Origin of the sequence: Pulveribacter sp., assembly GCF_032079985.1 — a bacterium.
Taxonomy (GTDB): domain Bacteria; phylum Pseudomonadota; class Gammaproteobacteria; order Burkholderiales; family Burkholderiaceae_C; genus Melaminivora.
Map to the genome: position 1 here is coordinate 36,014 of NZ_DAMATK010000010.1, position 20,911 is coordinate 56,924.

Consider the following 20,911-nt stretch of genomic DNA (forward strand, 5'->3'; position numbering starts at 1 on the left):
CCGGACCGCCGGCGCGCGCTGCCCTGGGCGGCGGCCGGCCGGTGCGCCGGCCTACAGGGCCAGCGTCTTGAGGTATTCGCGGAAATGCGCCCCGACCTGGGGGTGCTGCAGCGCCAGCTCCACGGTGGCTTCCAGGAAGCCCTCTTTGCTGCCGCAGTCGTAGCGCTTGCCGGCGTACTGGTAGGCGTACACGGTCTCGTGCTGCATCAGGCGGGCGATGGCGTCGGTGAGCTGGATCTCGCCGCCCACGCCGCGCGGCTGGTTGCGGATCTCCTCGAAGATGCGCGGCGTCAGCACGTAGCGGCCGGCCACGCCCATGCGCGAGGGGGCCTTCTCGGGCGCGGGCTTTTCCACGATCTCGTCCACGCGCAGCAGCGCGCCGCCGGCGTTCTCGCCCTTGACGATGCCGTAGCGGCGCGTGTGCTCGGCCGGCACTTCCTGCACGGCGATGAGCGAGCGGCCCTGCTTCTCGAAGGCGGCGGTCATCTGCGCCATCACGCCGGGGCTGCCGTTCACGCCCACCATCAGGTCGTCGGCCAGGATGACGGCGAACGCCTCGTCGCCCACCAGCGGCTCGGCGCACAGCACGGCGTGTCCCAGGCCCAGCGAGCGCGGCTGGCGCACGAACAGGCAGTTCATGTCGGCCGGGCTCACGCTGCGCACCAGCTCCAGCATTTCCTGCTTGCCCGCGTTCTCCAGCTCGTTCTCCAGTTCGTAGGAGGTGTCGAAATGGTCCTCGATGGCGCGCTTGCTGCGGCCGGTGACGAACACCATGTCGCGGATGCCGGCCTCGTAGGCCTCCTCCACCGCGTACTGGATCAGCGGCTTGTCCACCACGGGCAGCATCTCCTTGGGAGAGGCCTTGGTGGCGGGCAGAAAGCGCGTGCCGAGTCCGGCGACGGGGAAAACGGCCTTGCGGATGCGGGTGGGAGCGCTCAAATCGGATACCTCGCGAAAAGGGGCTGGAAGGGGCGCCGCGTGCATGGCACGGGCGCCCGGCCAGGGCAGCCGAGGATGTTAGCCCAGGCGTGCCAGCTGTTCGCGGATGCGCGCCAAGGTCGCGCCAAAGTCTGACACGCGCTTTTTCTCCTGCTCGATCACCGCCGGCGGCGCCTTGGCCACGAAGGCCTCGTTGGACAGCTTGGCGCCGGCCTTGGCGATCTCGCCCTCCAGCCGCGCGGCCTCCTTGCCCAGGCGGCTGCGCTCGGCGACCACGTCGATCTCCACGAACAGGGCCAGGCGCGCATCGCCCACCACGGCCACGGGGGCGGACTGGGTGGCTTGGCTCCAGGCAGCCTCGTCGTCGAACACCTGCACTTCACTCAGCTTGGCCAGGTTTTGCAGCACCGGCGCGATGTCGCGCATGAAGGCGGAGTCGCCTGTGACCAGCAGCGGCAGGCGCTGCGCGGGCGACACGCCCATCTCGCCGCGCAGCTGGCGGCAGGCGTCCACCATCTGCTTGATGCGCTGCACGTGGGCGATGGCGGCCGGGTCGACCTTCTCGGGCTGAGCCTGTGGATAGGGCGCGACGGAGACGGATTCGCCGGCGATACCGGCCACCGGCGCCACCTTCTGCCACAGCGCCTCGGTCACGAAGGGAATGATGGGGTGGGCCAGGCGCAGGATGGCCTCCAGCACGCGGATCAGCGTGCGGCGCGTGGCGCGCTGCTGGGCCGCGGTGCCGGTCTGGATCTGCACCTTGGCGATCTCCAGGTACCAGTCGCAGAACTCGTTCCAGACGAAGTCGTAGACGGCGTTGGCCACGTTGTCCAGGCGGTAGTCGGCAAAACCCCGGGCGACCTCGGCCTCGGCCTGCTGCAGCGCCGATACGATCCAGCGGTCGGCCTGGCTGAAATGCAGGTACGACTCGGTGCAGCCCTGCGAGCCGTCCAGCCCGCAGTCGTAGCCCTCGCAGTTCATCAGCACGAAGCGGCTGGCGTTCCAGAGCTTGTTGCAGAAGTTGCGGTAGCCCTCGCAGCGCTTGCTGTCGAAGTTGATGGAGCGGCCCAGGGACGCCAGCGCCGCGAAGGTGAAGCGCAACGCGTCCGCCCCGTAGGCGGGAATGCCCTCGGGGAATTCCTTTTGCGTGTTCTTCTTCACCTGCGGGGCCGTTTCGGGCCGGCGCAGGCCGGTAGTGCGCTTGTCCAGCAAAGGCTCCAGGGCGATGCCGTCGATCAGGTCCACCGGGTCCAGCACGTTGCCCTCGGACTTGCTCATCTTCTTGCCCTGGGCGTCGCGCACCAGGCCGTGGATGTACACGTGCTTGAACGGCACGCGGCCGGTGAAGTGCGTGGTCATCATGATCATCCGGGCAACCCAGAAGAAGATGATGTCGTAGCCGGTGACCAGCACGCTGCTGGGCAGGTACAGGTTGTAGTCGTCGGCGGCGGCGTCGGTCTGCTCGGGCCAGCCCATGGTGCTGAAGGGCACCAGGGCGGATGAGTACCAAGTGTCCAGCACGTCCTCGTCGCGGCGCAGCCGCTTGCCCGGTGCCTGGGCCTGCGCCTCGGCCTCGCTGCGGGCCACGTACACGTTGCCGTCCTCGTCGTACCAGGCGGGAATCTGGTGGCCCCACCACAGTTGGCGGCTGATGCACCAGTCCTGGATGTTGTTCATCCACTGGTTGTAGGTGTTGACCCAGTTCTCGGGCACGAACTGCACCTGGCCCGAGGCCACGGCGTCGATGGCCTTTTGCGCGATGCTCTTGCCGGTGGCGTCGCCTTCGCCCACCTTGCTCATGGCCACGAACCACTGGTCGGTCAGCATGGGCTCGATGATCTGGCCGGTGCGGGTGCACACCGGCACCATCAGCTTGTGCTTTTTCGTCTCGATCAGCAGGCCCTGCTCCTGCAGGTCGGCCACGATGGCCTTGCGAGCGGCGAAGCGGTCCATGCCGCGGTACTTCTCGGGCGCGTTGTCGCTGACGGTGGCGGCCAGGGTCAGCACCACCTCCAGGGGCAGGCCGTGGCGCTGGCCCACGGCGTAGTCGTTGTTGTCGTGCGCCGGGGTGACCTTGACCACGCCGGTGCCGAACTCGCGGTCCACGTACTCGTCGGCAATGATGGGAATCTGCCGGCCCACCAGCGGCAGCGTGACGCTCTGGCCGATCAGGTGGGCGTAGCGCTCATCCTCGGGGTGGACCATGACAGCCACGTCCCCCAGCATGGTTTCGGGACGGGTGGTGGCCACCACCAGCTGGCCGCTGCCGTCCGCCAACGGATAGGCGATGTGCCACAGCGAGCCGTCGCGCTCCTCGTTTTCCACCTCCAGGTCGGACACGGCGGACTGCAGCACCGGGTCCCAGTTGACCAGGCGCTTGCCGCGGTAGATCAGGCCCTGCTGGTACAGCTGGACGAAGGTCTCGGTCACCACCTTGGACAGCTTGTCGTCCATAGTGAAGTACTCGCGGCTCCAGTCCACGCTGTCGCCCATGCGGCGCATCTGCGTGGTAATGGTGTCGCCGCTCTTGTCCTTCCACTCCCAGACCTTCTGCACGAACTGCTCGCGCCCCAGGTCGTGACGGCTGGTGCCCTGGCCCTGCAGTTGGCGCTCCACCACGATCTGCGTGGCGATGCCGGCGTGGTCCGTGCCCGGCACCCAGACGGTGTTGTGGCCAAGCATGCGGTGGTAGCGCGTCAGGCTGTCCATGATGGTCTGGTTGAACGCGTGGCCCATGTGCAGCGTGCCCGTCACGTTGGGCGGCGGCAGCTGGATGGCAAAAGAGGGCTGGCCGGCATCGGCCTGGCCGGTGCCGCGCACGCCGGCGCGGCCGTAGCCGCGCTGCTCCCACAGCGGCCCCCAGTGCGCCTCCAGCGGCGCGGGTTCGAAGGACTTGGACAGGCTGTTCAGGCCGGGCTGGGAGAGGAGGGTGTCGTCGCTCATGGCAATGAAGAACGGCATCCCGTGGGATGCCGTTCGCGGGCAGTGGATTGGAGGATGCGGGGCATTTTATTCGCTGCGCGCATGCTCCTGATTGAATAGCTGCCAGCGCTTTCCTGGCAAGGGCTGGAGCCCATTTTGATGCCTGATTTCAGTAGGCCAGCCGCTCCGGCCGCACCTCCTGCAGGATGGTGGTGGCGATCTCCTCGATGCTCTTGGTGGTGGACGACAGCCAGCGTATGCCTGAGCGGCGCATCATGGCCTCGGCTTCGCTGATCTCGTAGCGGCAGTTGGCCAGGTCGGCGTACTTCGAGCCCGGGCGGCGCTCGTTGCGGATCTCCGCCAGCCGCTGCGGGTCGATGGTCAGGCCGAAGATCTTCTTGCGGTGCGGCGCCAGGGCCGGAGGCAGCTGGCGGCGCTCGAAATCTTCGGGAATGAGCGGGTAGTTGGCCACCTTCAGCCCGTGCTGCATGGCCAGGTACAGGCTGGTGGGTGTCTTGCCGCTGCGCGAAACGCCCACCAGGATCACGTCAGCGCCTTCCAGGTCGCGATGGCTCTGGCCGTCGTCGTGGTCCAGGCTGAAGTTGATGGCCTCGATGCGGTCGCTGTACTCCTTGGACATGCTGATGTCCGAGAAGCGACCCACGCGGTGGTGCGACTTGGTGCCCAGCTCCGCCTCCAGCGGGCGGATGAAGGTGCCGAACATGTCCAGCAGCATGCCCTTGCAGCCGTCTTCGATGATGCGCAGCACGCTCATGTTCACCAGCGTGGTGAAGACGATGGGCTTGGTGCCCTCCAGCTCGGCCGTGTGGTTGATCTGGCGCACCACCTGGTGGGCCTTGTCCTCGGTGTCGGTGAAGGGCAGGCGCACGTGGCGCGGGCGCATGTCGAACTGCGCCAGGATGGCGTTGCCGAAGGTCTCGGCGGTGATGCCGGTGCCGTCGGACACATAGAACACGGTGCGCGTGTGGGGAAGCTGCATGGGTTGAGCGGGGCTGTGGAGCGGAGGGTCGGGGGAGGGCAGCGGCGCCTGCACAGGCGCGGGGGCCGCCACTACAATGGCGCGCATTATTCCCAAGTCCCCATGCACCGCGCCGGCCCACAACCACAACACATAAGCCGTGGCCGCTGCATGGGTGCATGCCTGCCAGACCCAAGCCGCTCCGCCCTGGCAGGCGCAGACCCAGTTTCAACTTCTGGAGCATTCCCATGTCTGCACGCTTTGAGGCGACCGCCCTGGTCGTACCGTTTGAAAACCTGAGGATGGACGACGTCGAGGTCGTGGGCGGCAAGAACGCCTCGCTCGGCGAAATGATCTCCCAGCTGCCCGAGGGCGTGCGCGTGCCCACGGGCTTCGCGACCACGGCCCATGCCTTCCGCGAATTCCTGAAGCACGAGGGACTGGCCGAGCGCATCAGCCAGCGCCTGGCCACGCTGGACACCGACGACGTGCGCGCCCTGGCGCAGGCAGGCAGCGAGATCCGCGGCTGGGTCGAGGCCCAGCCCTTCCCCGCTGACCTGGAAGCCGCTGTGCGCGGCGCCTTTGCCACGCTGTGCGACGGCAACGACCAGGCCTGCTTTGCCGTGCGTTCTTCGGCCACGGCCGAAGACCTGCCCGACGCTTCGTTCGCCGGCCAGCAGGAGACCTTCCTGAACGTCGTTGGCGCCGACGACGTGCTGCACAAGATGAAGGAGGTCTTCGCCAGCCTCTACAACGACCGGGCCATCAGCTACCGCGTGCACAAGGGCTTCGCGCACGACGTGGTGGCGCTGTCGGCCGGCGTGCAGCGCATGGTGCGCTCCGACCTGGGCGCGGCCGGCGTCATGTTCACCATCGACACCGAGAGCGGCTTCGAGGACGTGGTCTTCATCACCAGCAGCTACGGCCTGGGCGAGACCGTGGTGCAGGGCGCCGTGAACCCCGACGAGTTCTACGTGCACAAGCCCATGCTGCAGGCCGGCAAGCGTGCGGTGATCCGCCGCAATCTGGGGTCCAAGCTGATCCAGATGGTTTTTGCCTCGGCCGAAGACAAGGCAGCGTCGGGCAAGCTGGTCAAGACGGTGGACGTGGCCACCGAGCAGCGCAACCGCTACTCGTTGACCGACGACGAGGTTCAACAGCTGGCGCACTACGCCCTGGTGATCGAGCAGCACTACGGCCGCCCCATGGACATCGAGTGGGGCAAGGACGGCACGGACGGCCAGCTCTACATCCTGCAGGCGCGCCCCGAGACGGTGAAGAGTCAGGCCAAGGGCCAGGCCGAGCAGCGCTACAAGCTCAAGGGCTCGGGCACGGTGCTGGCCGAGGGCCGTGCTATCGGCCAGAAGATCGGCACCGGTCCGGTGCGGCTGGTCTCCGACATCGCCGAGATGGACAAGGTGCAGCCCGGCGACGTGCTGGTCACCGACATGACCGACCCGAACTGGGAGCCGGTGATGAAGCGCGCCAGCGCCATCGTCACCAACCGCGGCGGGCGCACCTGCCACGCGGCCATCATCGCGCGCGAGCTGGGCATCCCGGCCGTGGTCGGCTGCGGCCACGCCACCGACCTCCTCAAGGACGGCACGCTGGTCACCGTCAGCTGCGCCGAGGGCGACACCGGCCGCATCTACGACGGCCTGCTGGAGACCGAGGTCACCGAGGTGCAGCGCGGCGAGATGCCGGCCATCGACGTGAAGATCATGATGAACGTGGGCAACCCCCAGCTGGCCTTCGACTTCGCCCAGCTGCCCAACGAGGGTGTGGGCCTGGCGCGGCTGGAATTCATCATCAACAACAACATCGGCGTGCACCCCAAGGCCATCCTGGACTACCCCAGCGTCGACGCGGACCTGAAGAAGGCTGTGGAGAGCGTGGCGCGCGGCCACGCCTCGCCCCGCGCGTTCTACGTGGACAAGGTGGCCGAGGGCGTGGCGACCATCGCCGCCGCCTTCTGGCCCAAGCCGGTCATCGTGCGCCTGTCGGATTTCAAGTCCAACGAATACCGCAAGCTGATCGGCGGCAGCCGCTACGAGCCCGAGGAAGAAAACCCCATGCTGGGCTTTCGCGGCGCGGCGCGCTACATCAGCGCGGACTTCGGCGAAGCCTTCGCCATGGAGTGCGAGGCCCTCAAGCGCGTGCGCGGCGAGATGGGCCTGACCAACGTGCAGGTCATGGTGCCCTTCGTGCGCACCCTGGGCCAGGCCGACCGCGTGACGCAGCTGCTGGCCCAGCATGGCCTGAAGCGCGGCGAGAACGGCCTGAAGCTCATCATGATGTGCGAGGTACCCAGCAACGCCGTGCTGGCGGAGGACTTCCTGCAGTTCTTCGATGGTTTCTCGGTGGGCTCCAACGATCTGACCCAGCTGACCCTGGGCCTGGACCGCGACTCCGGCCTGGAGCTGCTGGCCCAGGATTTCGACGAGCGTGATCCGGCCGTGCTGGCGCTGCTGAAAAAGGCCATCGCCGCCTGCCGCGCCGAAGGCAAGTACGTGGGCATCTGCGGCCAGGGCCCCAGCGACCATCCGGACTTCGCCCAGTGGCTGGCCGACGAGGGCATCTCCTCGATCTCGCTGAACCCCGACAGCGTGATCGCCACCTGGCAGCAGCTGGCCAGCTAGCCACCGCGCCATGCCCCACCAGCGCCGCACGCTCGCCATCGAACCGGAGCACGGCGAGACGCTCTTTGCGCCCGACCTGCACGACGTGCGGCACCTGTGGCTCAAGCTGGGGCTGCTGCTGGTGTGGGCGCTGGTGTCCTTCGGGGCCAGCTACTTCGCGCGCGAGCTGCAGTTCGGCGTGGCGGGCTGGTCCTTCAGCTACTGGCTGGCCTCGCAAGGGGCGGTGCTGATCTTCATCGCCATCGTCTGGATCTACTGCCTGGCTATGAACCGCTTCGAGCGCCAGGACGCGGAGGCGGCCGCCGCGAGCGCCGCCGCCCCTCCCGCACCCCAGCCTGCACCCGGCGATGGCTGAAAGAAGGCGCCTGCGACGCTCCTACGTGCAGCGCCTGAACCGGGCGCTGGCGTTCTACATCGTCGGTTTGCTGGGCTTCGTGGCGCTGATGGCCTGGGCCGAGCAGAACGGCCTGTCGCGCCAGTGGATCGGGCCCATCTTCCTGTTTCTCACCGTAATGGCCTACGCCGTCATCGGCGTCTATGGCCGCACCACCGACCCGGACGAGTACTACGTCGCCGGGCGACGCATCCCGCCCATCTACAACGGCATGGCCGCTGCGGCCGACTGGATGAGCGCGGCCTCCTTCATCAGCCTGTCGGGGGCGCTGTACCTGCAGGGCTTTTCCGGCACGCCCGAGCAGCCGGGCGGCCTGGCCTACCTGCTGGGCTGGACGGGGGGCTTTTGCCTGGTGGCCATGCTGATCGCGCCGCACCTGCGGGCGATGAACCTGTACACCGTGCCCGACTTCTTCCAGGTGCGCTTTGGTGGGCGCTGGCCGCGCATCATCGCGGCGCTCTCGGCGGTGTTGTGCTCGTTCACCTACGTGGTCGCGCAGATCTACGCCGTGGGCCTGATTGCCTCGCGCCTGACGGGCGTGCAGTTCGAGATCGGCATCATGCTGGGCCTCGGCGGGGTGCTGCTGTGCTCCTTCCTGGGCGGCATGCGGGCCATCACCTGGACGCAGGTGGCGCAGTACATGGTCATCCTGCTGGCCTTTCTGATCCCCGTGTCCTGGCTGGCCTACAAGCAGCTGGGTAACCCGTTGGCCCCACTGGTCGCCAGCGCGCAGATCGGCAAGATCGCCAGCCTGGAGGAGGTGCTGCTGGAAGACAGTGCCGAGCACGAAGTGGTTGCCGCGTACCTGCAGCGCGCGCGCGAGTTCGAGGCTCGCCTGGCTGACGTGCCCGCCGCGCTGGCGCGCGAGCGCCAAGCCACGAGCGAGCGCATCCAGCGCCTGCGCGCGCAGAACGCCGACGTGGGCCTGATCGTGTCCGCCAGCCGCGAGCTGGCCAACATGCCGCGCGACGAGGCCGTGGCGCGCGAGCGCTGGACGCGCGAGATGCAGGCCAACGCCGAGCGCGCCCGGCTGCTGGGCGGCCTGCCCCGGCACAGCCAGGCCTTCGTCGGCGAGCCCGATGGCACGCCTGCGCAGCAGCAGACCTTCGAGCACGCGCGGCGCAACTTCCTGGCGCTGATGTTCTGCCTGATGGTGGGCACCGCCGGCTTGCCGCACCTGCTCACGCGCTACTACACCGTGCCTTCGGTGGCGGCGGCGCGCACCTCGGTGGCCTGGTCACTGGTGTTCATCGCACTCCTGTACCTGAGCGCACCGGCCCTGGCCGCGCTGGTGAAGTTCGAGGTCATGAACAACCTGGTGGGCAGCAGCTTCGGCGAACTGCCCAACTGGCTGGCGCAGTGGTCGCGGGTGGACGCGTCGCTGGTGTCGGTGGAGGACATGAACGGCGACGGCATCGTGCAGTTCGGCGAGATCCGCTTCGGCGCCGACCTGATCGTGCTGGCCACGCCGGAAATCGGCGGCCTGCCCTATGTGGTCGCCGGCCTGGTGGCCGCGGGCGGGCTGGCAGCGGCGTTGTCCACCGCCGACGGGCTGCTGCTGACCATCAGCAACGCCCTGGTGCGCGACCTGTACTTCCAGGAGACGCGCCGGCGCGCCTCGCCCGAGCAGCGGGTGATACTGACCAAGTTCACGCTGCTGTCGGTGGCGCTGTCGGCGGCTTTCGTGGCGGCGCTCAAGCCCTCGGAGATCCTGCCCATCGTCTCCGCCTCGTTCTCCATCGCCGCGTCGGCCTTCGTGCCCGCCATGGTGCTGGGCATCTTCTGGCGCGGCACCACGCGCCAGGGGGCGGTGGCAGGCATGGTGTCGGGCCTGGCTGTCACGGTGTACTACCTGCTGGCCCAGGTCGAATGGGTGCGCGAGGTGGCGCCGCAAGTGCTGCTGCCGGAGGGCCTGTGGTTCGGCATCCATCCCATCTCTGCGGGCGTCTTCGGTGTGCCCACCGGCCTGCTGGTGGCCTGGGCCGTCAGTCTGGCCACCCGGCCGGGCCGCTCGCCGCGCGTGGTGCCCGACGGGCTGTAATCGCCCGCAGTCCGGCGGCGGGTCAGGCCCCATTCACAAATGGGAACATTCGTGCGACCCTGTTTCAAATACGGACCGGGAGAGCTCAACCCATGATTTTCGTCAAGACAGAGACCGGCCAGCAGGCGCTCAAGGAACGGCACGGCACTGCCCTGAGCCCTCGTCAACGCTCCGCCTTCATCCTGTTCGACGGCAAGCGAACAGTAGAGCAGGTGCTGGCTGCCACCGCCCCCATGGGCATCACCATGGACGATGTGCAGTCCATGCTGGACCAGGGCCTGCTGCACGCGTCAGCGGCCGGTGGTACGCCTGCCGACGTCAACGGCGCCTCGGCGGCGGCCGTTGCGAGCGACCCAGCCACCGCCAGCGGCCAGGCCGGCGCGCGCAACGCCATGGAGCGCTACCAGGCGGCCTATCCGATCGCCATCGAACTGACGGCTGGCCTGGGCCTGCGCGGCTTTCGACTGAACCTGGCGGTAGAGGGCACGACCGGCTACGACCAGCTGGTCCAGCTGGCGCCCAAGCTACGCGAGGCGGTGGGGGATGAGAAATACGTCCGCCTGAGCCGGGCCCTGTTCGACTGAGTAACCGTCTTCCGAGTCAAGCGCTGTGAAGCGATTTATCCCAAGGTTTGCCGGTTCTGACCATGGCGTTCAGCGTGGTCAGCAGCTTTCGCATGCAGGCCACCAGGGCGACCTTGGGCAGCTTGCCTGCAGCCTTCAGACGCTCGTAGAAGGCCTTGATGGCCGGGTTGTAGCGTGTGGCCGTCAGCGTGGCCATGTACAGCACGCGGCGGATTTCAAAGCGTCCGCCCTGCACTCGTCGGCGTCCCTTGCTGCTGCCCGAGTCGTTGGCCATGGGCGCTACACCGACCAAGGCTGCAATCTCGCGTCGGTTCAGCCGTCCGAGCTCGGGCAACTCGGCAATCATCGTGGCGCTGGCCACCGGGCCGATGCCCGCCGCCGACTGCAGCAGCCGGTCCAGGTCGCCAAAGTGCTGCCGGACATGGCCGACCATCTGCACCTCCAGGTCGTCGAGCTGGGCCTTGATGGAAGCCACGATGGCCTCAATGCTCGCGTGCAGCTTGGCGGGCGTGATCTGCAGGCGCTGGCGCTCCGAATGCAGCATCGTCAGCAATTGGCGCCTGCGCGTGACCAACGCAGCCAGCCATTGTTGACGCTCGTCGGCCACAGGCCGCACGAAGCGAGCGAGGTCTTCACGGCGCACCAGCACCGAACCCAGTTCGGCCAGCACGCGCGCGTCCACCGCGTCGGTCTTGGCCAGCCGCCCCATGGACTTGGCAAAGTCGCGCGCCTGGCGCGGGTTGACCACCGCCACAGGCAAGCCTGCCGCTTGCAATGCGCAGGCCAGCGCCGCCTCGTAGCCGCCGGTGGACTCCATCACCACCAGCCCCACATCAAGGGGCTGCAAAAACGCTGCCAGAGCCGAATGGCCTTCAGCATCGTTGGCAAATCGCTGGGCATCGCTCTTGGAGCACAGCACACAAACATCCACGTGCGCCTTGGCCACGTCGATGCCTGCCGTTACTGAGGAAACAGACATGATCTTCAGATCCCTTGCTTGTGCATGCGCGCTCGAGATCGGCGCGCGTAACCGTTCGGGCTTCAGGAAGACCAGCGCGGCGGCCGTGCGTTCTGTACTCAGTCACGGGCTCGATCACCCCAGCGGCTACCAAACTGCACGGGCCGGTCTGGCCGCCTCAACAGCGATCAGACTCTACCGCGCTGGTCTGGTCTAAAGATACAAGCGGCGCGTCCGGCACAAACCAACGACAAGCCAACAAAAAAGCGGCCCGCAGGCCGCTTGTTCGCTGTGAAAGGGCAGGGCGCTCAGCCGCCCACGCCCAGCAGCTCGACGTCGAACTTCAGCGTGGCGTTGGGCGGGATCACGCCGCCCGCACCGCGTGCGCCGTAGCCCAGCGCCGCAGGAATGATCAGCGTGCGCTGGCCGCCCACCTTCATGCCCTGCACGCCTTCGTCCCACCCCTTGATCACCATGCCGGCGCCCAGGGGGAATTCGAACGGGTCGCCCCGGTCGCGGCTGGAGTCGAACTTGGCGCCCTGCTGGCCGTCGTTGTAGAGCCAGCCCGTGTAGTGCACGCGCACCGACTGGCCGGCGCGGGCTTCGGCGCCCTCGCCCACGGCGGTGTCTTCATACTGCAGGCCGGATGCGGTGGTGTTGGTTGCCATGGAGAAAATCCTTCCAATACTTCAAAAACTATAGCTGCCCACGCTGACCCGATAAGGGCTGGAGCCGGAAAATGCCTGAAATGCCGGACGGCTCAGGCCTTGCGGGTGCGCGCGGCGGACCAGCGCGTGGCGAAGGCCTGCACGTCCGACAGGCGCTTGAGCAGGTCCTGGCCGACGGCCGTCACGGTGTAGCCGTCACTGCCGTGGTCCAGCAGGCCGGCTTCGCGCAGCTCCTTGATGCGGGTGTTCAGCGTGTTGGGCGTGATGCCGCCCACGCTGTCTTGCAGCAGGCGGAAGGTCTGCGGATGGCCGTCGCGCAGTGCCCACAGCACGCGCAGCGCGTAGCGGCATTCGAGCTTCTCGAAGAGCTGGTTGACGGCGGCGTTTTCCTTGGAGCTCATGAACGCTTCTCCTATTCGCTGTTGCAAAAAAGGGGCCGCGAAGCACCGGCCCGGATGGTTTTGGACTATAGCCGGGAAATTCTTTTGCTACAAGTTTAATAGCTCGAAAGCGCCAGGGAGTATGCGTCTGCCTGCCAAAAGCGCGCAAAGTGCTTCAGGCTGTTGCCGGCGTGCCACGGGCCGGCCCGCGCTGCAGCGGCAGCCACAGCGTGAACACCGTGCCGTGCGCCTGAGGGGCCCAGTCGCAGCGCGCGTCCAGGGCGCGGGCGCGGGCGCGCACGTTGCCCAGGCCCCGGCGGCCGGGGGGCAGGGCGGTGGGGGGCGTGAAGGGGCGGCCGTCGTCGCGCACGCAGACATGCACGCCGGGGGCGCCGCCGCAGGCGGCTTCGGCGGTGGATACGGTGATGGCCGTCGCCCCGCTGTGCTTGACGATGTTCGTGAGCACCTCCTGCAGGATGCGCAGCACGTGCAGGGCGCTTTGCGCGTCCAGCCAGGGCAGGGGGGGCACTTCGCGGGTGCGCCAGTGCAGGGCGATGCCGGCCTCGCCCAGGCGCTGTTCCAGGCGAAAGCGCAGGCCTGCCAGCAGGGCCAGCAGGTCGGCGTCCACGGGTTCGAGCGAGTCGATGGAGATCTTCAGGTCGTCGATGCACTCCTTGAGCACCTGCGCCACGTCCACCTCGGCCTGCCCGTGTTGCACCACCCGCAGCGCGCTCATCAGCGACGAGCCCACGCCGTCGTGCATCTCGCGCATCAGGCGCTGGCGCTCGTGCATCAGCGTCTGCTCGCGCTCGGCGGCGCGCAGGCGTTCATGGGTGCGACCCAGCTCGCGCTCCTGCTCGGCCAGGCGCTCGGCCAGCACGGCGCGGGCGTGCTCGGCCTCGCTGGCCGCCCGCTGGTAGCGCTGAAAGGCGGCTGCCAGGAACATGGCGATCACGCCTGCGTAGAGGTAGGGCGTGGCATAGATGTGCTCCACGCTCACCCGGAAGCTCTGCATGGCCAGGTCGTGCAGCCACTGCGGGAACAGCAGCACCATCAGCGCCGCCATCAGCACGTGCGGCCAGGCGCGCAGGCGCCAGGCGCCCGCCACGGCCGCGCCTACCAGCGGCAGCGCGGCGGGGATCTGCGCCAGCCGCACCAGCGGCAGGAAGGCGCCCAGGGGCGGGCTCCACAGCGGCAGCAGCGCCAGCGCGGCGATGGCCACATACACCACCAGCGCGCGCGACAGCCGCGGGTAGCGCCGGCCCTGCAGGCGGCACAGCAGCAGGAAGGCGCAGGTCGACGCGCTCAGCGAGCCGGCCATGGTCAGCCAGGTGAACCAGCTGTCGTCCAGGCCGAAGCCCTCGGCATCGACCAGGAACAGGCTGGTGCCGAACACGTGCGAGAGCGACATCAGAAAGAACAGCAGGTAGCCCGTCTCGCCCTGGCGCCGGCGTGCCAGCCACACGGCCAGCGCCAGCACGCCCAGCACCAGGTTGGCGCCGCGTACATAGGCCAGCAGGTCGCTTTGCAGCAGGCTGCGCAGGCGCCAGCTGGTGCGCAGCTCCTCGGCCGGACCGGCCCACAGGGACGACAGCGCGCCGCCCGCGCCCCGCGCTCCGGCCATGCGCACGTGCACCGTGAGCGGCTGGCCTGGGCGCACGTCGCCGCCCAGGTCCAGCCATACGGGCTGGTTGAAGCTGACCAGCACCCGGCTGCCGCGCGACTGCCAGGCCAGTCGTCCGTCCACATAGACCGCCGCGTTGCCCAGCGTGTGCCAGCGAGGGATATAGAGGCGCGACCCCTGCGGCGTGGGGGCCAGCGCGCTGGCTGGCACCTGCATGCGCAGCCACCAGACCTGGGGCGGTGTGCCGTCGCCGGGTGTGGCCGAGGGGGTGCGGCGCTCTCGCGCGGCCGGCAGCGCCACGGTCTGCCAGGGCGTGGCGGGGTCCAGCACGCCGTCGTGCGCCGCGGCCAGCGAGGCCGGCGGTGCCCAGGCCGTGCTGGGCGACTGCCAGGCCTGCGCCTCGGACAGGTGGACAGCCGTCGCCTGGGAGGAGATGCAATACGCTATTGAAAAAATAGCTGCCAGCGCTTGCCACACAAGCGCTAAAAGCTGATTTGGCTTGTATTTTTGCGTCACTCCAGCCAGCCCTGGCGCAGCGCGGCCGAGACCGCCTCGGCCCGCGTGCTGACCTGCAGCTTGGCGTACACACGCCGCACGAAAGTGCGCACCGTGTGGCGCGACACGCCCATGGCCTGGGCCACTTCGTCGAGTGTGTGGCCGCGCGCCACCATGCGCAGCAGCTCGGCCTCGCGGGCCGAGGGCGCGGCATCCGGCGCGGCAGCAGCGGGCTGGGCGGGCGGCGGCACGGCTCCGGAGGCTTGGCCCGGGCTGACCGCCCGCAGCAGCAGCTTGCGCGCCACTAGCGGGTTGATGGGACTGCCGCCCGCGTGCAGGCTGCGCACCTCCTGCAGCACGGCCTGGGGCGGCAGGTCTTTCAGCAGGTAGCCCATGGCGCCGGCCTCAATGGCGCCCAGCACGTGTGCCTCATCGCCAAAGATGGTGCTGACCATCGCCGCCGCCTGCGGCCAGCGCCGGCGCAGCGCGGCCAGCACGTCCAGGCCGCTGCCGTCGGGCAGGCCCAGGTCGAGCAGCAGCACGTCCAGCGGGAGGTCGTCCTGCAGCCGTTCCAGTGCTTCGGAGCGGCTGGCAGCCAGCCACTGCACGCGCATGTCGGGCGCGGCCTGCAGCGCATGCGCCAGCGCCGTGCGACAGGCGCCGTCGTCCTCCACCACGGCCACGCGGATGGTCTCTTGGGTCATGCGTCCGATGCTGCCACAGCGCCCGAGGTGCGCCATGTCGCCCGAAAGGGGGACAGACAGGGGTAGGGACGCTGCGTAGTCTTGCCCTGCGTCAAGACCTTGCCGTTCGTTTCAAAGTGTTTTCGACCTCCAGCGCTTGATGGACAAGCGCAAACAGCTATCAAATATGAAGCAACTAAGAATGTTCGCAATCCTGGCCGTCAGCCTGGTTTTGTCCATTGCCGCCGCCCAGGCGCAAACCGTGGTGCTCGACGAATCGTTCGGTAGCCCGGACACCACCAGCGCCCAGCCCTGTCCGCTGCTGCCCACCGGCTGGGCGCAGTTCAACGCCGACGGCAACGCCACGGAACCCGTCGTCGGCATCTGGCCCTGGCCTGCGGGCAACCCTGGCTGGGTCAACTGGCCCATGGGCTATCAGCAGTCGCCCACCTGGCCCATATACGCGGAGAGCTGCGCGCCGATGTCCAGCGCGAGGCTGAACCCCACCGGGCAGGCCGCCGACCGCTGGCTCGCCACGCCCGCCGTCACTGTGCCCGCAGGCGCGAAGCTGCGCTTCGTCACCAAAGGCGTAGACCGCTACGAGGTGCGCTGGAGCAGCGTGGCCACCAGCCCCGCCGCCATGTTGGCCGATGCCGACGCCACCGTGCTGCTGAGCGTGCCCACCGACGAGCGCGGCGAGCGGCTGGCCACGCGTGAGATCGACCTGACCGCGCTGGCCGGCAAAACCGGCCACATCGCCTTCCGCAACATCGACACCGACGGCTTCTGGCTGTCCGTGCAGCGCGTCTGGGTGGGCGTGCCTGCCGCCAACGAACACCCCATCACCGCCACCGTCACGCCCACCGACGGTTCGGGCGGTGTGCTGAGCTGCCCCAGCGGTGCCGCGCCCGGCAGTTCGGCCACGTGCACCGCATTTCCCAACCCCGGCTACACCTTCCACCACGCGCAAGGCATTGGCGGCTGCAACCAGCCCAGCGACACGCTCGGCCCCAACAACGACCTTTGCACCATGGGCAACGTGCAAGGCCCGCGCACGCTGACGGCTACCTTCGTACCCTACATGCCGCCGCCCACCGACATTACCGCTACCCCAGACGGCACGGGCAACGTCACCATCGGCTGGACGCCGCCCGACACCCTGCTGCCCATCGGGCAATACGACATCAGCCTGGTTCCCCTACCTATAGATCCCATGGGCGCACTGGTTGCCACCTGCCCCAACCCCACCCCTGGCACCAACGACATCACCAGCTGCACCGTGGCCGGCTACCAGACCGACACCGCCTATGTACTGAACATGCACGTGTCCGACGAACATCAATGGGGCTTCGTCGGCCACGCCGTAGATCTGGGCCGGCACGCCCTGGTGCAGCTCTCCACCGTCAACCTTCCCGGCAGCGGCCAAGCCACGCTGCTCAGCGCCGCCTCGCCCATGCCCGTCTTCTCCAGCGGCAGCGGCCTGCCCGCAGGTTGCACCGTCGGCGGCCTGCCCGCCGTGCAAACGCCCGACACCACCGCGCTGGCCGGCGCGGGCGCCCCTGCGGGCAGCACCGCGCCGTTGGGCGCGCTACAACTGAACCTCAGTGGCTGCGAAGGTCAGACGGTGCAGCTCGACATCACCTACCCCGTAGGCGCGCTGACCGGCAAGCAAGCCTGGGTGCAGAACGGCCCTGGCTGGCAGCAGCAGGGCAGCATCGGCGGCGACACGCTGCGCTACCAGTTCACTAGTGCGGCGGGCGGTGGCGGCGCCATCACCGCCACCGTGGCACCTTTGGACGTGCCTCCCCCCATCGCCACCTACACCATTGGCGGCAGCGTCAGCGGCCTGACAGACGCCGGTCTGGTGCTGCAGAACAACGGCGGCGACAACCTGTCGGTGTCCGCCAACGGCAGCTTCACCTTCGCCACGCCTGTAGCCCAGGGCGGCGCCTACGCCGTCGGCGTGCTGGCGCAACCCACGGGCCAGACCTGCACCGTGACGAACGGCAGCGGCACTGCCAATGCCGACGTGACCAGTGTGCAGGTGGACTGCCGGGCCCAGGCCGGCCCTGGTCCGGGCCCCGGCGGCGTGCAGGCCATTCCCACGCTCTCGACCTGGGGCCTGCTGCTGCTGTCCGCTCTGCTGGGGGCGTTCGCCCTGCGTCGCAGGGTTGAATAAAGGTACTTTTTTGGCCCGTAACGCTTGCCAGGTAAGCGTGGGCAGCTATGAAAAAAGGAGCGGGCTGGCGATCCGTCGGCGCGGGCTTCGGGGGATTCGCTTGGCGGACTCTCACGCTCCATGGACCCCCGGCATCTGCCTCTGCCCCCACCCTGCCGCTGGCTGGCATGCGCGGGGTTGAATTCACGCAGAGGGTCATGCGTCCGAGGCGCGATATGGTGCTGGTCGACCCGGCCGCCGAGGTCATCAAGATCGCGCCATAGACGGCGACCGCACGCGCCACCTGCGGCGCGCGCGCTGGCTTCCCCCATCTTCAACTGCGACAGCACGAGCATTGCCATGATCGCGCTCCTGGGGCAGGCGTGCCTCCGGGCCACCAGGTTCTTTGGCGCCGTGCCCGAGGCGTCGGGGGAATCCACGCTGTGGGTGGTGTGGGCGCGCCATCCGGCGCAGCGCAGCTTGGCCTGCGCGCGCTCGGGCTGGATCAGTTCGTGAAAGCCCTGACGCATCGGTATCGCCGGGACTCGATTTTCGCGGCATCTCCCAGTCCCCCCGAGGGGGCCTGAATTGTCCTGGCGTCAGCGATACCGAGCTGCTGCGAAGTCCAGTAGTACGAATTCTGGAAATTGCCGAAATCGCAAGGCGTGGCGCTGTTGGAGCACAGCGCGGCCACGGCCGCCACCAGCTCGTCGGAGGCCGGAAGGTACCAGTCGGCGCCGGTGGCCCGGCATTGCTGGGCGGCGCACCTGGCGGGGTTCCCGGTGCACGACGCATTGGCCACGATGGCGCTGGTATTGGCCGCTCCGTCGCTGGCGCTGTCCGCGCCCGGGATGTCGGCGAACGCGCCGATCCAGGAGCCCGGCGACGGATCCGTGGTGCCGACCACCTTGCCCCCGCCGCCGCCGGCCTCGAACACCAGCCCGCCCAGGTGCGAGAACGCCACCAGCGTGCCCGGGCTGTTCGCTGTGTTGCTGCCGGCGATGGTGACGGTGGCGGGCGCGTAGGGTGTGCTGGAGGTAAGCAGCAGCGTGCAGCTCGTGCCCGGTGCCACGCTGGCGCAGCCGCTGGCGTCCACCACCACGTCGGGGGCTGCACTCTTGTCGGACACCGTGATGCCGGTAGCGGTGACTGCGCCATTGTTGGTGACCTCCAGCGCCAGCGGCGTGCTGTCGCCCACCGCGATGACGCGGCTTGGCTGCACTGGCCCGGTGATGGCGATGGTGGGCGCGGGCGCTACCGTGAGGCTCACGGCGACGGTGTTCGAGTTGTCCCCGCTGATCATCACCGCCGTGGGGCCTTCGGGCGTCGCGGCGGTGAAGGTGAAGGTGCACGACGCGCCTGGCGCCAGCGTCGCGCCGCAGGTGGTGGTGGCCACGACGAGGTTGCTGCCACCGGGAATTTGAGCTGCCACGTTCTGCGCGGCCACGGGCGATCCAGCGGCGTTGGTCACGACGACGCTGGCGCTGTCGTTCACGGAGAAGATCAGCGTGGACGGCGTCACCATGCTGATGTTGGCCACCGCCTGCGCGGCCAGTGCCTTGCAAATGGCATCGACGTTGACCTGGCAGGTGGCGCCCGCCGCCAGGGGCTGCCCGGCCGCGCAATCGGCCGGGCCGCCGCTGACAGGGGGAGGCAGCACGGGCGCCACTCCGCCAGGAAAGCAGGCAGCAAAGCCGGGTGGGGCGATGGCGGCGACGTGCAGGTCGCGTCCGCTGGCGTTCTCGAAGTGGGCGGGCTCGAAACCGTTGGCAACGGGCGTGACGGGGATGGGCAGCGTCTCTCCGCCCGGCTGCGTGAACCGCGCCAGCACCTGCGCGAGCAGCGGCTGGCCGCCCCATTGGCTACCCGCCAGCGCCACGGCCGCCAGCAGCAGCGCCATGCGCGCGCCGCGCGGCAGGGAGCGCGCTGCCAGAACGGTGAGCAGCAGGGCCAGTGCACCGAGCGCGAATGCGCCGCCCATGGGCACGCCGGCGATGCCGGTGGTGGTGATGGTTTGCGCCGCCGCTGGTGCGCAGGCCGTGGCGAGCAGCGCGGCGGCGCAGGCGTATCGGGCAGGCGGGCGTTTCATGCGTGGGTCCTTGGGCGGCGAGGGGGAGGCGCCACTATATCGGCCGGTGTTACCGATGGAAACCAGCCGCGGGAGGCCTGGCTGGCTTGCCGTACCCTCGCACCCATGGATTCCAACGCATCTTCTTCAGCCCCCCTGCCGCTGGCCGGCATCCGCGTGGTCGAATTCACCCACATGGTCATGGGCCCCAGCTGCGGCATGGTGCTGGCCGACCTGGGCGCCGAGGTCATCAAGGTCGAGCCCGTGGATGGCGACCGCACACGCTACCTGCTGGGCGCGGGTGCCGGCTTCTTCCCCATGTTCAACCGCAACAAGAAGAGCATCGCCATCGACCTGCGCCGCCCCGAGGGCCTGGAGGTGGCGATCCGCCTGGCGTCGTCGGCGGACGTGGTTGCGCAGAACTTCAAGCCCGGCGTGATGGCCAAGTACGGGCTGGACTACGCGGCCCTGTCGCGCCTGAACGAGCGCCTCATCTATGTGAATCACACTGGCTTTCTGCCCGGGCCATACGAGCACCGCACGGCGCTGGACGAGGTGGTGCAGATGATGGGCGGGCTGGCCTACATGACCGGCCGCCCGGGCGACCCGCTGCGCGCGGGCAGCAGCGTGAACGACATCATGGGTGGCATGTTCGGCGCCATCGGCGCCATGGCCGCGCTGATGCAGCGCGCGCAGACGGGCCGCGGGCAAGAGGTGGATTCCGCCCTGTTCGAGAACAACGTCTTCCTGGTCGGCCAGCACATGATGCAGTACGCCGTGACCGGCCAGCCCGCCGCGCCCATGCCCGAGCGCATCTCGTCGTGGGCGGTGTACGACGTGTTCGGCGTGAAGGACGGCGGCCAGATCTTCCTGGCCGCCGTGAGCGACGCGCAGTGGCATGCCTTCTGCGACGCGCTGGGCTTTGCCGACCTGCGTGCCGACCCGCAGTTGGCCAGCAACAACGACCGCGTGCGCGCCCGGCCCACCCTGCTGCCCGAGCTGCGCCGGCGCCTGGCGGCGTACACGGCCGAGGAGCTGGCCGCCGTCTTCGAGCGCCACGGGCTGCCATTTGCACCCATCGCCCGGCCCGAGCAGCTGTTCGACGACCCCCACCTGAACGCCACCGGCGGCCTGGCCGACATCAGCTTGCCCGACGGCGAGCGCGCTGGCCAGACGGCGCGCACCACGCTGCTGCCGCTGCGCATGGACGGCCAGCGCCTGCCCGTGCGCAGCGACCCGCCGTGTCTGGGCGAGCACACGGCGGCGTTGTTGGCAGACCTGGGCTACGCGCCCGCGCAGGTGCAGCAGCTGCGCACGGCCGCCGCGGTGGCCTGAAAAAAGGCATCTTTTCGGCCTCCAGCCCTTGCTGGGAAAGCGCG

The 20,911-nt window shown here is 68.7% G+C and carries 17 protein-coding genes; 8 read left to right on the top strand and 9 right to left on the bottom strand.

The annotated features are described in order from the left end of the window. Window positions 1–51: 51 nt before the first annotated feature. From galU to RT282_RS16395, 3 genes are all read right to left on the bottom strand, one after another. Window positions 52–939, bottom strand: a complete 888-nt coding sequence (galU, locus tag RT282_RS16385) for a UTP--glucose-1-phosphate uridylyltransferase GalU (RefSeq protein ID WP_313316004.1) — start codon at window positions 937–939, stop codon at window positions 52–54. A gap of 78 nt (window positions 940–1,017) precedes the next feature. Next, on the bottom strand, window positions 1,018–3,900 hold the full coding sequence (locus RT282_RS16390) for a valine--tRNA ligase (RefSeq protein WP_409519503.1): 2,883 nt from the start codon (window positions 3,898–3,900) through the stop codon (window positions 1,018–1,020). A gap of 130 nt (window positions 3,901–4,030) precedes the next feature. Next, window positions 4,031–4,861, bottom strand: a complete 831-nt coding sequence (locus RT282_RS16395) for a pyruvate, water dikinase regulatory protein (protein ID WP_313316008.1) — start codon at window positions 4,859–4,861, stop codon at window positions 4,031–4,033. A gap of 227 nt (window positions 4,862–5,088) precedes the next feature. On the opposite strand from RT282_RS16395, the gene ppsA reads away from it, so the two are divergent. From ppsA to RT282_RS16415, 4 genes are all read left to right on the top strand, one after another. After that, window positions 5,089–7,479, top strand: coding sequence for a phosphoenolpyruvate synthase (ppsA, locus tag RT282_RS16400; protein WP_313316010.1), 2,391 nt, complete (start codon window positions 5,089–5,091; stop codon window positions 7,477–7,479). Between the two features lie 10 nt (window positions 7,480–7,489). Further along, a complete protein-coding gene (locus tag RT282_RS16405; protein WP_312304133.1) occupies window positions 7,490–7,834 on the top strand; it encodes a sodium/substrate symporter small subunit in 345 nt (114 codons plus the stop codon). Further along, window positions 7,827–9,914 (top strand): VC_2705 family sodium/solute symporter, encoded by a 2,088-nt coding sequence (locus tag RT282_RS16410; protein ID WP_313316012.1) that lies wholly within the window; start codon window positions 7,827–7,829, stop codon window positions 9,912–9,914. The genes RT282_RS16405 and RT282_RS16410 overlap by 8 nt, the downstream gene beginning before the upstream one ends. Before the next feature lie 92 nt (window positions 9,915–10,006). Further along, window positions 10,007–10,498 (top strand): hypothetical protein, encoded by a 492-nt coding sequence (locus tag RT282_RS16415; RefSeq protein ID WP_313316013.1) that lies wholly within the window; start codon window positions 10,007–10,009, stop codon window positions 10,496–10,498. Between the two features lie 16 nt (window positions 10,499–10,514). Here the strand turns inward: RT282_RS16415 and RT282_RS16420 are convergent, their stop codons facing one another. Next, on the bottom strand, window positions 10,515–11,477 hold the full coding sequence (locus RT282_RS16420; protein ID WP_409519504.1) for an IS110 family transposase: 963 nt from the start codon (window positions 11,475–11,477) through the stop codon (window positions 10,515–10,517). Here RT282_RS16420 and RT282_RS16425 point away from each other — a divergent pair. Beyond that, window positions 11,476–11,673 (top strand): hypothetical protein, encoded by a 198-nt coding sequence (locus tag RT282_RS16425; protein ID WP_313316014.1) that lies wholly within the window; start codon window positions 11,476–11,478, stop codon window positions 11,671–11,673. The genes RT282_RS16420 and RT282_RS16425 overlap by 2 nt on opposite strands. Window positions 11,674–11,764: 91 nt before the next feature. Here RT282_RS16425 and RT282_RS16430 read toward each other — a convergent pair whose 3' ends face one another. The 4 genes from RT282_RS16430 to RT282_RS16445 all read right to left on the bottom strand — a co-directional run bounded on the left by RT282_RS16430 (window position 11,765) and on the right by RT282_RS16445 (window position 15,327). Further along, window positions 11,765–12,124 carry an FKBP-type peptidyl-prolyl cis-trans isomerase gene (locus RT282_RS16430; protein ID WP_312304137.1) on the bottom strand — a complete coding sequence of 120 codons (360 nt, stop codon included), beginning with the start codon at window positions 12,122–12,124 and terminating at the stop codon, window positions 11,765–11,767. A 92-nt stretch (window positions 12,125–12,216) separates the two neighbouring features. Beyond that, window positions 12,217–12,525 carry a winged helix-turn-helix transcriptional regulator gene (locus RT282_RS16435; RefSeq protein WP_312304139.1) on the bottom strand — a complete coding sequence of 103 codons (309 nt, stop codon included), beginning with the start codon at window positions 12,523–12,525 and terminating at the stop codon, window positions 12,217–12,219. A 154-nt stretch (window positions 12,526–12,679) separates the two neighbouring features. Further along, window positions 12,680–14,605 carry an ATP-binding protein gene (locus RT282_RS16440; RefSeq protein WP_313316017.1) on the bottom strand — a complete coding sequence of 642 codons (1,926 nt, stop codon included), beginning with the start codon at window positions 14,603–14,605 and terminating at the stop codon, window positions 12,680–12,682. 35 nt (window positions 14,606–14,640) lie between these two features. Then, entirely contained in the window at window positions 14,641–15,327 is a 687-nt protein-coding gene (locus RT282_RS16445; RefSeq protein ID WP_313316019.1) for a response regulator transcription factor, read from the bottom strand. A 181-nt stretch (window positions 15,328–15,508) separates the two neighbouring features. Between RT282_RS16445 and RT282_RS16450 the strand changes: the two genes are divergently transcribed. Continuing rightward, window positions 15,509–17,485 (top strand): IPTL-CTERM sorting domain-containing protein, encoded by a 1,977-nt coding sequence (locus RT282_RS16450; RefSeq protein ID WP_313316021.1) that lies wholly within the window; start codon window positions 15,509–15,511, stop codon window positions 17,483–17,485. Between the two features lie 339 nt (window positions 17,486–17,824). Then, complete coding sequence (locus RT282_RS16455) at window positions 17,825–17,980, top strand: hypothetical protein (RefSeq protein ID WP_313316023.1); 156 nt, start codon at window positions 17,825–17,827, stop codon at window positions 17,978–17,980. Here the strand turns inward: RT282_RS16455 and RT282_RS16460 are convergent. After that, the gene (locus RT282_RS16460; RefSeq protein WP_313316025.1) at window positions 17,970–19,553 is read right to left on the bottom strand and encodes a midcut-by-XrtH protein; all 1,584 of its coding nucleotides are present in this window, start codon (window positions 19,551–19,553) and stop codon (window positions 17,970–17,972) included. The genes RT282_RS16455 and RT282_RS16460 overlap by 11 nt on opposite strands. Window positions 19,554–19,658: 105 nt before the next feature. Between RT282_RS16460 and RT282_RS16465 the strand changes: the two genes are divergently transcribed. Continuing rightward, window positions 19,659–20,867 carry a CaiB/BaiF CoA-transferase family protein gene (locus tag RT282_RS16465; protein ID WP_313316027.1) on the top strand — a complete coding sequence of 403 codons (1,209 nt, stop codon included), beginning with the start codon at window positions 19,659–19,661 and terminating at the stop codon, window positions 20,865–20,867. The last annotated feature ends 44 nt before the right edge of the window (window positions 20,868–20,911 follow it).

Excerpts from the sequence above, each read along its gene's own strand:
- RT282_RS16390 (WP_409519503.1), bottom strand. The coding sequence starts at position 3,900 with ATGCCGTTCTTCATTGCCATGAGCGACGACACCCTCCTCTCCCAGCCC.
- RT282_RS16395 (WP_313316008.1), bottom strand. The coding sequence starts at position 4,861 with ATGCAGCTTCCCCACACGCGCACCGTGTTCTATGTGTCCGACGGCACC.
- ppsA (WP_313316010.1), top strand. The coding sequence starts at position 5,089 with ATGTCTGCACGCTTTGAGGCGACCGCCCTGGTCGTACCGTTTGAAAAC.
- RT282_RS16405 (WP_312304133.1), top strand. The coding sequence starts at position 7,490 with ATGCCCCACCAGCGCCGCACGCTCGCCATCGAACCGGAGCACGGCGAG.
- RT282_RS16410 (WP_313316012.1), top strand. The coding sequence starts at position 7,827 with ATGGCTGAAAGAAGGCGCCTGCGACGCTCCTACGTGCAGCGCCTGAAC.
- RT282_RS16415 (WP_313316013.1), top strand. The coding sequence starts at position 10,007 with ATGATTTTCGTCAAGACAGAGACCGGCCAGCAGGCGCTCAAGGAACGG.
- RT282_RS16425 (WP_313316014.1), top strand. The coding sequence starts at position 11,476 with ATGATCTTCAGATCCCTTGCTTGTGCATGCGCGCTCGAGATCGGCGCG.
- RT282_RS16420 (WP_409519504.1), bottom strand. The coding sequence starts at position 11,477 with ATGTCTGTTTCCTCAGTAACGGCAGGCATCGACGTGGCCAAGGCGCAC.
- RT282_RS16430 (WP_312304137.1), bottom strand. The coding sequence starts at position 12,124 with ATGGCAACCAACACCACCGCATCCGGCCTGCAGTATGAAGACACCGCC.
- RT282_RS16435 (WP_312304139.1), bottom strand. The coding sequence starts at position 12,525 with ATGAGCTCCAAGGAAAACGCCGCCGTCAACCAGCTCTTCGAGAAGCTC.
- RT282_RS16445 (WP_313316019.1), bottom strand. The coding sequence starts at position 15,327 with ATGACCCAAGAGACCATCCGCGTGGCCGTGGTGGAGGACGACGGCGCC.
- RT282_RS16450 (WP_313316021.1), top strand. The coding sequence starts at position 15,509 with ATGTTCGCAATCCTGGCCGTCAGCCTGGTTTTGTCCATTGCCGCCGCC.
- RT282_RS16455 (WP_313316023.1), top strand. The coding sequence starts at position 17,825 with ATGATCGCGCTCCTGGGGCAGGCGTGCCTCCGGGCCACCAGGTTCTTT.
- RT282_RS16460 (WP_313316025.1), bottom strand. The coding sequence starts at position 19,553 with ATGAAACGCCCGCCTGCCCGATACGCCTGCGCCGCCGCGCTGCTCGCC.
- RT282_RS16465 (WP_313316027.1), top strand. The coding sequence starts at position 19,659 with ATGGATTCCAACGCATCTTCTTCAGCCCCCCTGCCGCTGGCCGGCATC.